This window comes from Bartonella rattimassiliensis 15908 (assembly GCF_000278215.1).
In the GTDB taxonomy this organism is placed as follows: Bacteria; Pseudomonadota; Alphaproteobacteria; order Rhizobiales; family Rhizobiaceae; genus Bartonella; species Bartonella rattimassiliensis.
The window spans coordinates 439,672-451,599 of the sequence record NZ_JH725064.1 but is presented as its reverse complement, the minus strand read 5'-3'; the positions used below and the strand labels follow the sequence as shown (position 1 = coordinate 451,599).

Annotated in this window: 8 protein-coding genes; 2 read left to right on the top strand and 6 right to left on the bottom strand. The window is 37.1% G+C overall.

Annotated elements, in window-relative coordinates:
* Nucleotides 1-7: 7 nt before the first annotated feature.
* The 6 genes from MCY_RS01880 to MCY_RS01855 all read right to left on the bottom strand — a co-directional run bounded on the left by MCY_RS01880 (nt 8) and on the right by MCY_RS01855 (nt 8,804).
* Nucleotides 8-1,669, bottom strand: coding sequence for an NAD+ synthase (locus MCY_RS01880; RefSeq protein ID WP_007346676.1), 1,662 nt, complete (start codon nt 1,667-1,669; stop codon nt 8-10).
* A gap of 128 nt (nt 1,670-1,797) precedes the next feature.
* The gene (locus tag MCY_RS01875; protein WP_007346675.1) at nt 1,798-3,177 is read right to left on the bottom strand and encodes a class II 3-deoxy-7-phosphoheptulonate synthase; all 1,380 of its coding nucleotides are present in this window, start codon (nt 3,175-3,177) and stop codon (nt 1,798-1,800) included.
* A 68-nt stretch (nt 3,178-3,245) separates the two neighbouring features.
* Complete coding sequence (gor, locus tag MCY_RS01870) at nt 3,246-4,637, bottom strand: glutathione-disulfide reductase (protein WP_007346674.1); 1,392 nt, start codon at nt 4,635-4,637, stop codon at nt 3,246-3,248.
* Between the two features lie 201 nt (nt 4,638-4,838).
* The gene (locus MCY_RS01865) at nt 4,839-5,396 is read right to left on the bottom strand and encodes a DUF2059 domain-containing protein (RefSeq protein WP_019224381.1); all 558 of its coding nucleotides are present in this window, start codon (nt 5,394-5,396) and stop codon (nt 4,839-4,841) included.
* Between the two features lie 98 nt (nt 5,397-5,494).
* Nucleotides 5,495-6,199 (bottom strand): ribose-5-phosphate isomerase RpiA, encoded by a 705-nt coding sequence (gene rpiA, locus MCY_RS01860; RefSeq protein ID WP_007346672.1) that lies wholly within the window; start codon nt 6,197-6,199, stop codon nt 5,495-5,497.
* 334 nt (nt 6,200-6,533) lie between these two features.
* Nucleotides 6,534-8,804: a ComEC/Rec2 family competence protein gene (locus MCY_RS01855; RefSeq protein ID WP_007346671.1), complete on the bottom strand. Its 2,271-nt coding sequence runs from the start codon at nt 8,802-8,804 to the stop codon at nt 6,534-6,536.
* Nucleotides 8,805-8,922: 118 nt separating this feature from the next.
* Here MCY_RS01855 and gltX point away from each other — a divergent pair, with 118 nt between their 5' ends.
* Both gltX and gltA read left to right on the top strand, forming a co-directional pair.
* The gene (gene gltX, locus MCY_RS01850; protein ID WP_007346670.1) at nt 8,923-10,353 is read left to right on the top strand and encodes a glutamate--tRNA ligase; all 1,431 of its coding nucleotides are present in this window, start codon (nt 8,923-8,925) and stop codon (nt 10,351-10,353) included.
* A gap of 262 nt (nt 10,354-10,615) precedes the next feature.
* A complete protein-coding gene (gene gltA, locus MCY_RS01845) occupies nt 10,616-11,911 on the top strand; it encodes a citrate synthase (protein ID WP_007346669.1) in 1,296 nt (431 codons plus the stop codon).
* The last annotated feature ends 17 nt before the right edge of the window (nt 11,912-11,928 follow it).

Here is an 11,928-nt window from a genome sequence, read left to right as displayed (position 1 = left end):
ATAATACTCAATTTTTATCGCGAAAATGATTGACTATAGGATAGCGACGATCGCGTCCGAAATTCTTGTAACTGATTTTTACACCGGGTGCTGATTGTCGCCTTTTATATTCAGCAGCATAAAGAAGCTGTTCAATTTTCTCAACAGTTTCCCGCGAATACCCACGTTGAACAATATCACAAACACTCATATCATTTTCTACAAGATATTGCAAAATATCATCTAGAATCGGGTAAGGAGGAAGAGAATCTTCATCTTTTTGGTTTTCGCGCAATTCTGCAGAAGGTGCTTTTTCTATAATATTGGATGGAATGACAATACCTTCAGGTCCTCTCAAAGAGTACAAATGATTTTTATTGCGCCACTCAGCTAATGCATAAACCTGCATTTTATAAATATCTTTAAGAGGATTAAATCCGCCATTCATATCACCATACAGTGTTGCATATCCCACAGCCATTTCTGACTTGTTACCTGTTGTTATTACCATTGAACCGAATTTATTCGAAAGAGCCATTAAAAGTGTACCGCGTATACGACTTTGAAGGTTTTCTTCCGTTATATCAGGAGATAACCCTAAAAAAATAGATGCCATTGTATTCAAAAAAGCTTCAACAAGTTTTGCAATCGGAATGATTTCATAGCGACATCCCAAAAGATCAGCACATTCTTTAGAATCCTTTAATGATTCTTGCGAAGTATAATGATAGGGCATCATAATCGTGCGGACCCTCTCAGCACCAAGAGCATCCACCGCCATTGCTGCGCAAAGTGCTGAATCAATTCCTCCTGAAAGACCAAGAATAACATCCTTAAAGCCGTTTTTATTAACGTAATCCTTCAAACCCAAAACACAAGCTTGGTAATCGGCAGCTAATCCATTGAGAACACTTTCATTAGGACCTGAAAGGCAGTTCCATCCTATCGTTGTCCGCTGCCAATGGCTCAAAGAAATATGTTTTTCAAAGTGTTTCATTTGAAACACCTTCTTTCCTTGCCCATTTAATGCAAAAGAGCCACCGTCAAAAACAAGCTCATCTTGACCACCAACTTGATTAGCATAGATAATTGGCACCCCAGATCGTAGAGCTTGCTTATGAACAACATCTATACGCTGTAATGTTTTATTGCGATAGTAGGGAGATCCATTAAGAACAAGAATAATCTCAACCCCGTTATTTTTAAGTTCGGTACTAAGAGAGAGATCATTCCAAATATCCTCACAAATAACGATTCCTAAATTGATACCACGATAAATAATAGGCTTAGGACGTGGACCGGAAGAAAATAGACGCTTTTCATCAAACTCAGCATAATTAGGTAAATCAAACTTCAAGCTTTCAGCAATGGCTCGCCCTTCATCAAGAAGCATGGCACCGTTGTAAATATTGCCATTACGTCTTAAGGGAAGTCCAATGACAATGCCTGGTCCGCCTACAGTTATTTTTGCTAATTTGTCAACAGCCTCTTCACATTTTTTTGTAAAAGCAGGTTTTAAAACAAGATCTTCTGGCGGATAAGCACTTATAAAAAGCTCCGTGAATAAAACAAGGTCAGCTCCCTCTTTTTTGGCCTTTTGATGTGCCATGATGGCTAGAGAAAAATTCCTTTCAATATTACCGACAATAGGATTTAATTGAGCAATTACTACCCGAAAATTATCTTTCATAAGCCTTTGTATCACTTCATCAGTTTGGCAACCACAACTTTATTTTTCATCATCAAAAATATCGCTTTTGTAAACATTCTCTTCTGCCATAATGACCTAAAATAAAAAAATACTCAGAAAATTTTTGTTTACCCACTAGTAGCGATTGCGAACGAATCAGTTACACGGTTTTTTTTAAGGAGTTCAGCAACAAGAAAAGCCAATTCTAACGCTTGATCTGCATTTAACCGGGGATCACATTGTGTGTGATAACGATCAGACAAATCATCTATAGAAATAGCATGCGCTCCCCCCGTACATTCAGTTACATCACGACCTGTCATCTCAATATGAATGCCTCCTGGATAAGTTCCTTCTCCACGATGCACAGCAAAAAAATTGTCGACCTCCTTTAAAACATAATCAAAGGGACGCGTCTTATAACCATTGGCAGTAATTGTATTGCCATGCATTGGATCACACGACCATATAACCGCACGCTTCTCGCGTTCAACTGCACGGATGAGTTTAGGCAAATAACTTTCAACCTTATCATAACCAAAACGCGTAATAAGCGTAAGCCGCCCAAGTTCGTTTTCAGGATTTAGAAGATCAATTAATCTTAAAAGCTCATCAGACTTAATGGAAGGGCCACACTTTAATCCTATAGGATTTTTAATGCCGCGACAATATTCAACATGAGCATGATCAATCTGACGTGTACGGTCACCAATCCATAACATATGGCCAGATGTTGCATACCAGTTTCCTGAAGTTGAATCAATTCGAGTTAATGCCTCTTCATAACAGAGTAAAAGCGCCTCATGACTGGTATAAAAAGATGTTTCACGCAATGAAGAATGCGTTTTAGATGTAATCCCGATAGAACGCATGAAATTAATTGCTTCAGAAATACGCTCTGCCAATAATTCATAACGTTCTCCCTGCGGACTGTTAGAAACAAAACTCAACATCCATGTATGAACATTTTCTAAATTAGCATAGCCACCTTGTGAAAAAGCACGCAATAAATTAAGTGTTGCTGCCGATTGGCGATAAGCCATAGACATCCGTTGCGGATTTGGAACACGAGAATCAGATTCAAATTCAATGCCATTAATAATATCTCCCCGATAAACAGGGAGTTCAACTCCTTCTTTGCTTTCGATAGCAGAAGAACGCGGCTTTGCAAATTGACCAGCAATACGACCAACTTTAACAACTGGTTTCGAGCTACCAAAAGTCAAAACAATCGCCATTTGCAAAAACACACGAAAAAAATCACGTATATTATCAGCTTCATGTTCTGCAAAGCTTTCGGCACAATCCCCACCTTGTAATAAAAAAGCTTGTCCTTTTGCAACTGCTGCTAATTCATTTTTTAAATCACGTGCTTCACCGGCAAAAACCAAAGGAGGATAGCTTCTCAGTTTTCGTTCAACATCTTCTAACATAGACTTATTCGGATAAATCGGAACTTGTTTAATTGGCTTTTCTCTCCAAGAGCCAGGCGCCCATTCTTTTGTCATTACACTCTCTCTAAAGATTAAATTATAGCTTGGCACATCAAAAACTTTTTACCATAATTATACGCTGCTTAACCTTCTATTTTTTTCCCGTTTTCATATATATAACTTGGTTTATACATGGTTACCAATTCTTCTGCCATCGTTGGATGCACCGCCATCGTTTCATCAAAGATATCCTTCGTCAACTTGCCCTTGAGAGATATTCCAATAAGTTGTGCCATCTCCCCAGCGTTTTCTCCTAAAATATGAGCACCTACAACAATACGGCTTTCACCATCAACAATGAGCTTCATAAATATTTTTTCTGAATTATCGGAAAAAACATTGCGCATAGGACGAAAGACTGTACGATAAATTTCAAGGCGGTTATAACGTTGTACTGCTTCTTTTTCTGAAAGACCTACCGTTCCAATTTCAGGTTGTGAAAAAACTGCTGTTGTAATTAAATCATAATCAGGTTTTGTGGGAATATTCTCAAATGCTGTCCTAATGAAACACATTGCATCATGTATCGCAACAGGTGTTAATTGAATATGGCCCGTTACATCACCTACAGCCCAAATGTGGGGGATATTTGTTGTCATTTTCTCATCAACAATAATAGCACCAAACTCATTAACTTTAACACCTGCTCTCTCAAGTCCTAAACCAACAGTATTGGGTATACGCCCTGTAGCTAACATCACTTTATCAGTGCTAATCATTTGCCCATTTGATAAAACAACATCATAACAGTTTTCGGCAGCCTGCACTTTAGAAATTGTTACGCCATAGAGAATAGAAACTCCTTTTTCAATCATTGCATTGCTGAGCAATTGCCGCAAATCATGATCAAAATCACGAAGAATTAAATCACCACGATGAAGAAGTGTCGTTTTTACACCTAACTCATGAAAAATATTAGCGAATTCAACACCAATATATCCTCCACCGACAATGACTATTGATTTCGGGAGTTCATCAAGGTCAAAAATCTCATCAGAAACAAGGCAATAATCACTACCTTCTATGGCTGTATTTGGTGCAATTTTCGCGCCCGTTGCAATCAAAATTTTTTCTGCACTTATTCGTTCACCCGTAGAAGAAAGTTCTAATGTGTGGTCATCTATAAAAGTAGCACGACTTTCATAAATATGCACATTGTTATTTTCTAGTCCCCTACGATACAGCCCTTCTAATCTTGATATTTCTTTATTTTTAGCAGTAACTAACTTTTCCCAGCTAAAAATCGGATCCGTATATTTCCATCCAAAACCAACGCTTTTTTTAAATTCTTTTGCATATTGTGATGCATAAACATAAAGTTTTTTGGGAATGCACCCACGAATAACACAAGTTCCCCCGATACGATATTCCTCAGCTATAGCAACATGTTTACCAAGCCCTCCGGCAAGACGTGCTGCACGCACTCCACCAGAACCGCCTCCAATAACAAATAAATCAAAATCAAAAGAGCCCACGAACTATTCCTTCTCATATATCTGAAACAATAGGCTAAGATCATTTACCGTCAAATGAAAGTCTTTTTTTCTTTGGAAGGAGTATTTTTTATAAAGAAAATATTCTCAAAGAACTTACTCTCATTAAAATATTAAAAACGGCGGAAAACCACCGCTCTAAAAAATCAGAAATTGCCTATTGTTGCCATGATATCAAGCAAGTTATTTTTTATTTTCTGAAGATCCTGATTTTGTAGCTACAGTAGAATTATTCAAATTAAGCGTTTCAGACATCTCTTTTTTCACATTTTCTACAAGATCCTGCATAAGAGCAGAACGCCACACATCAAATACAGAATAGGAATCACGTGCAATATTGGGTACTTCTGTCAAAAATTTTTTACCGGTGTCAGAATTATAAAATGCTGTGATTGCATCAAGCTCTTTTTGAGTAAAATATTTTGCATAAACATGAGCAATCTCTCTTTCCAAATCAGAGCGCCTTTTAACTAAAGAAAGTGCCTGCTTATCAACAATATCAGAAATAGCTGTTGCCAAATTTGGATCGTCACTGATCAGTTCATTTTTGAAATCATGAGATGCACTTGGTAAAAAACTATCAAATTGATCCGTTGCGCGAATAGCTCTGATCGCCTTGCGCGCTGAATCTAAATGCTGATCACTCACCCCTTGTGCAGAAACCATTTCAATATTCATAAAAAAAACAGTAATTGCACAAAAATATATGACAAAACATTGAAAAAAAAATATTATTCTCATTTAATGATTACCCCGATAACTAATTATAACTCTACCCAAAATCTTTATCTTTAATACACTTTATTTTGTGCTAACATATCACCATGTAAATGTTTTTTCTAAAAATCAAATGGTTCTAAAACTTTTATTTGACCATTAGCCATAGCAACAATTGCACGTGAAGCCAACCCCAAAAAAAGGCCATGCTCAACAACGCCAGGAATGGCAAGAAGCGCATCCGATAATAATTTAGGCTGTAAAATGCATCCCCAAAACGCATCAAAAATAAAATGACCACCATCTGTTTCAAAAGGTTTCTCTCCACTCATTCGCAATGCAATTTCTCCAGAAAGCCCTAAATTATCAGCAACTTCTTCAATGGCTTTACGCGTTGCATGCACACCAAATGGATTAACTTCAATCGGTAGTGCAAAAGCACCAAGTCTTTTCACCATCTTCGTTTCATCCGCAATGACAAGCATTCTACGAGATGCTGATGCCACAATTTTTTCATATAATAATGCCCCACCTCCCCCTTTAATGAGCATCATCTGAGGACCAATTTCATCCGCCCCATCAATAGCAAGATCCAATTCAGGCATTTGTTCTAAAGTGCTAACAGGTACTCCAAACTTACAACAAAGCTGTGCAGAGTACTGTGAGGTAGCAACACCAGTCACACGTAAACCATCCGCAACTTTCTCCCCAAGAAGACGAATAAATTCATTAACTGTCGAACCAGACCCAATACCAAGTTGCATACCATCTTCAATAAAATCAAGCGCTCTAACAGCTGCCATTTTTTTTAACTGCTGGATATCCATGAATGACTTTACCTTTTATCCGTAAACAACATTTATCACCATTGTTATAAACAATGATAACAAAAGGCAACCGCTTGACTCAAGCTATCTAAACTTACCATTATCTTTTATTTGAAAAAATGTTACTCATTATAGAAACGTATGATAAGAATAAAATAAAATAATCAACAATTATCTTTTTATTTATTTAAAAAAATTTATTCGTATTTTTCTCTAACATAAAATTGATAAATTTACCGATTGAAAAAATGCAATACTTGATCAGAATAATCTCTATTATTTTTGCTCTATCATTGTCCAGATGTGAAGAAAAATACAATTAAATATATGTTTTTTATGAAACTTGTCTGTGTATATTCCATGGTCTATAAAACCCTAGTGAAGACCAAATAATATCTCCACTTTTAGTCATCATAACGCTTCCTCGTGATAATAATTGTTGGGGAGTAAATATTATTTTTGCCTTCTTGTGACATGTTGGTTTATACATTGGAATTGCAAATATCTGAATGAGAATATCTGCCTCTACACATTGATCTGTTTCTTTATGTAAAACAATAACTTTTAATCCATTATCCAATAAAGATGCACATACATGATGATCACAAATAAATTGCTCATGAAACGAAGGACCATATTTTGTTGGTTTAATCGTTTCATTCACACGAAATGACTTTTTCCATATGGATGTCGTGAACTTAGAAATATGATAACGATCAATATATAATTTTTTATCATGGACAACACCCACGAGACGCATATTATCTGCTATTATCAATTGCACAGGCGAGTGCATTACACAAATAAAAATACCAGCCAAAATAAAAAAACTAAAAAAGAGCCTGATGGATGTTTTGCAAAAAGTCAGCCCAACCAAGCCTATACTCAATAAAACCAACGCAGATAACGGCATAAAACCAGGGCTCAAATCAGGAGAAATAGCCTTGATAGCGTGTGCAACTTTTATCACAAGGCCAATACCAAATCCCATAATTTGAAGTGGAAGCCATTCAAATCCTCCTAACATTGCAAGAACTGCAATTAATCCAAAAGGAATAATGAAGATGGAGATAACAGGCAAAACAAAAGCATTACTGATAATGCTCAAAGATGCGGTATTAGAAAAATGATAAGCAGCATAAATTCCACTTGCACTCCCTGCTACAAGAGAAGATGCACATGTTGAAAGTATTGATAAGAAAATAAAATTTATCACTCCTCCTCCAACATAAGAGGGTGTTGTTTTTCTTTTACGAAAAAATGATTTTTCGCTCCACCAATCAAAAAAAGCAATTAATGCAGCTGTCGCAGAAAAGGACATTTGAAAGCTAGGGCCTAATATTTCATGAGGAGTTATCGCCAAAGTTATCAACCCCGAAATAGAAAAATTACGCATTGTTATAGCGGAACGATTACACAATATAGCAACTAACATAACTGCAATCATCACAAAACTTCTTTGCGCTGATATTGCTAAGCCCGACAATAACAAATAAAAAGCTGTTATCATAAATGCAACGATAGCAGCAAATTTTTTACTGGAATAATAGGAAGAAAAAATAGGAAAAAATGCTAAAAAACTACGGATGCTTAAAAGAACGATGCCGCTCAACAAAGCCATATGTAAACCTGATATTGACAAAATATGTGCTAATCCAGCTATCCGTAATGCTTCATTTGTTTCATTTGAAATACCTGCACGTTGCCCTGTTATGAGAGCTGCCGCAACACCTCCTTTTTCTCCTTCAAGTGCTATCCGGATTTTTTGTGTCATCTTCGTGCGTAATTTTTCAATTTTCTGTAGAACTATAGCTAATATTCCATTAGGCTGCGGAACTAATATTTTTCTTGGCTTTCCTAAAAAAACACCTTGAGCCCCAATTCCTTTAAAATAATTATGAAAACTAAAATCGTAGCCTCCTGGACGCACCGGCCCAGAGAATGCACGAATCTTAACTTTCCCATATAGGCCATCACCAATTGCTAATCCAAGTGGTAAATATTTTGCCGATAAACGAACACGATGAAGACTGTGGTGTAATCTGGGATTTTCTGTACTCAAAACATCCAAGACTAAACGAAATCCCCCTTTGGGACCTGATTCAATCGAAATAATTCTTCCCCTCAATATGGTCACAACGTTACTGCTTAACATGGGTGCTGCAATGCGCCACGTTTCTATTTTTGCCGCCAAAGCCCCCAATACGATACAAAGCAAAAATCCCGTCGGAATCCATATTTTTCGATAAAAATATGCAATATAGAATATTCCCAGAAAGACACTGACCAATGCCCCCAATTGTCCCCAACTTGGCTCATGTTCTAAATAAAAATAAAAAATGATTCCTAGGGAAAAAAAGACTAAAATCAATGAAAAAAGGATCCCAAAAGAAACTTCTTTATTGATACAATCTGCTAACCATTTTCTAACAAAAATGATTGCTTCTTTTAAAAGCATCAATAAAAAAAGTCTTTGTTGGTTATAACCGCCATTTTTTATTTTATCACACCTAGAAAAAACATTCAGCTCTATTTGACATGCGTTTTTTCTTTTTGTAATAGATCTTATGAGTAAATCCTCTTTAACTTTACTGTGATTAAACATCTGCAAATCCCCACTTAAACTTTGCAATGCAGCTATTGCACCCCCTACCGTCTATGCTAACATAACCTTTCTATAATAAATTTCCATAAGTAATATCTCAATTTAAAGGAAAATATTCGTGTCTGTTATTACTCGTTTTGCCCCATCACCTACAGGCTTCCTTCATATTGGTGGTGCCCGTACTGCTCTTTTTAATTGGCTTTATGCAAAACATACCGGTGGGAAAATGCTTCTACGCATTGAAGATACAGACCGAGAACGTTCAACAGAATCAGCTGTAAAAGCCATTATAGATGGCTTACACTGGATGGGGCTTAGTTATGATGGCCCCCCTATTTCGCAATTCGAACGTGCAGAACGTCACCGTCAAATCGCCGAACAATTGGTCGAGAATGGTAAAGCATATTATTGTTATGCCTCACCTGAAGAGTTAGCTGAAATGCGTGAAAAAGCCCGTGTAGAAGGGCGCCCACCACGTTATGATGGACGTTGGCGTAACCGTGATCGTTCTGAAGCTCCGCCAGATATCAAACCTGTTATTCGCATAAAAGCTCCTGAAGATGGAGAAACGATTGTACATGATCGTGTTCAAGGTGATGTTCGTTTTCCGAATAAAGATTTAGATGACTTTATTATTTTGCGTTCTGATGGCTCGCCTACCTATATGCATGCTGTTGTCGTTGATGATCATGATATGGGAGTCACACATATCATACGTGGTGATGATCATCTAACCAATGCAGCTCGACAAACGATCATCTTTAAAGCTATGGGATGGGATATTCCTGTTATGGCCCATATTCCTCTTATCCATGGTGAAAATGGTGCAAAATTATCAAAGCGGCATGGTGCACTCGGTGTTGATGCCTATCGAACGATGGGATATCTTCCTGCTGCTTTGCGCAATTATCTTGTGCGTTTAGGATGGAGTCATGGTGATGATGAACTCATGTCACTTAAAGATATGATTTCTTGGTTTGATATTGAAGATATTAACAAAGGAGCTGCGCGTTTTGATCTTAAAAAACTCGATTCCATCAACGGACACTATATGCGCATGAGCAATGATCAAGAACTCTTTAATGCCGTTCTTGATATTTTACCAGAAATCGATGGGGGAGCGCAAATTATTGAAATACTTGATAAAAAGCGTCGTAGCCAATTTTTAAAAGCAATCCCACATTTGAAAGAACGGTCAAAAACGCTATGCGAACTGATTGACAATGCCTCCTTCATTTTTACGCAACGACCATTACAGCTTGATGAAAAAGTACAAACTCTCTTAGATAAAAATGGACGAACCATTTTAAACGATCTTTATCTTGCCCTAAAAGCCTGCCCCATTTGGGATACAAAAGTCCTCGATGAAGCTCTTCGCTCTTATATCCAAACACAGGATCTTAAATTCGGATCTATTGCCCAACCTCTGCGAGCAGCTCTTACAGGTCGTGCAACATCGCCAGGTATCTTGGATATTCTTATTTTATTAGGACGTGATGAATCCCTTCATCGCATTAATGACCAGCTTATCACAACAATACACTCATGAGTATATCTTCTCAAATGGGTATCTATACAGATAGCTTAATGCGATCTAGAAAAGTTTTTTTATGTTATATCATTGAAATACAGTTTTTATTGAGTAATAATGGTTAATGAGGACGTATTTTTGGATTGCATGTACTCACCTTTTAAAGTGCAATCTACCCTTAAAATAAGCAAGAAGAGCTTCAGTTATACATTTCCCATTCTGAATAAAAATGAAATAGAATCTTAATTTTTAGAAACGAAGGATCTGAAAGGAAGACCGAATGTCTGAGAATAGCGCACATATTATTGTGAATAATAAAAAAATAGAACTTCCCTTGCGTAAAGGCACCAGTGGACCTGAAGTCATTGAAATTGCTTCACTCTATAAAAAAACAAATATTTTTACTTACGATCCTGGTTTTATTTCAACAGCTTCTTGTGAATCAAAAATTACTTATATTGATGGCGATAAAGGTATATTGCTTTATCGTGGTTATCCTATCGACCAATTAGCTGAAAAGGGAGATTTTCTCGAAAGTTGTTATCTTCTACTTTATGGAGAACTCCCAACACAGCAAGAAAAAAGCGACTTTGATCAATGTATTATGCAACATACCATGGTCCACGAACAGTTCGCACGTTTTTTTCATGGTTTTCGCCGTGACTCTCATCCGATGGCCGTCATGGTTTCTTGCCTTGGCGCTATGTCTGCATTCTATCACGACTCTATTGATATTACAGATCCTCAACAAAGAATGATTGCTTCTATTCGTCTTATCTCAAAAGTTCCAACGCTTGCTGCTATGGCCTATAAATACAGTATCGGACAACCATTTGTTTATCCACGCAATGATCTTAGTTATGCTGCAAATTTCCTCCGTATGTGCTTTGCTGTTCCTTGTGAAGAATATAAAACAAACCCTGTACTTGCTCGAGCGATGGATCAAATCTTTATCCTTCATGCTGATCATGAGCAAAATGCTTCTACATCTACGGTACGTCTTGCTGGATCTTCGGGTGCTAATCCGTTTGCATGTATCGCAGCAGGTGTTGCATGCCTTTGGGGGCCAGCACATGGTGGTGCCAATGAAGCATGTCTAAAGATGCTACAAGAAATAGGTTCTATTAAAAGAATTCCTGAATTTATTGCACGCGCAAAAGATAAAAATGATCCTTTCCGCCTTATAGGCTTTGGCCATCGTGTCTATAAAAATTATGACCCACGTGCAAAAATCATGCAAAAAACCTGTCACAAGGTTTTAAAAGAGCTCAATATTCAAGATGACCCGCTGCTTGATATTGCAATAGAACTTGAAAAAATTGCCTTAAGTGATGAATATTTTATTGAAAAAAAGCTTTATCCCAATGTTGATTTTTATTCCGGCATTATATTAAAAGCTCTAGGTTTTCCAACTGAAATGTTTACTGTTCTGTTTGCATTAGCACGCAGTGTCGGATGGGTGGCACAGTGGAAAGAAATGATTGAAGATCCTGCACAAAAAATTGGTCGCCCTCGACAACTCTACACAGGTTATACTATGCGTAACTATGTTCCTATTGATAAGCGTGTAAATTAAAGCAATAAATTAATCAA

What these genes read in the sequence shown, in the direction of transcription:
- MCY_RS01865 (WP_019224381.1), bottom strand. Translation starts at nt 5,396, where the DNA reads ATGAGAATAATATTTTTTTTTCAATGTTTTGTCATATATTTTTGTGCA.
- MCY_RS01880 (WP_007346676.1), bottom strand. Translation starts at nt 1,669, where the DNA reads ATGAAAGATAATTTTCGGGTAGTAATTGCTCAATTAAATCCTATTGTC.
- MCY_RS01875 (WP_007346675.1), bottom strand. Translation starts at nt 3,177, where the DNA reads ATGACAAAAGAATGGGCGCCTGGCTCTTGGAGAGAAAAGCCAATTAAA.
- rpiA (WP_007346672.1), bottom strand. Translation starts at nt 6,199, where the DNA reads ATGGATATCCAGCAGTTAAAAAAAATGGCAGCTGTTAGAGCGCTTGAT.
- gltA (WP_007346669.1), top strand. Translation starts at nt 10,616, where the DNA reads ATGTCTGAGAATAGCGCACATATTATTGTGAATAATAAAAAAATAGAA.
- MCY_RS01855 (WP_007346671.1), bottom strand. Translation starts at nt 8,804, where the DNA reads ATGTTTAATCACAGTAAAGTTAAAGAGGATTTACTCATAAGATCTATT.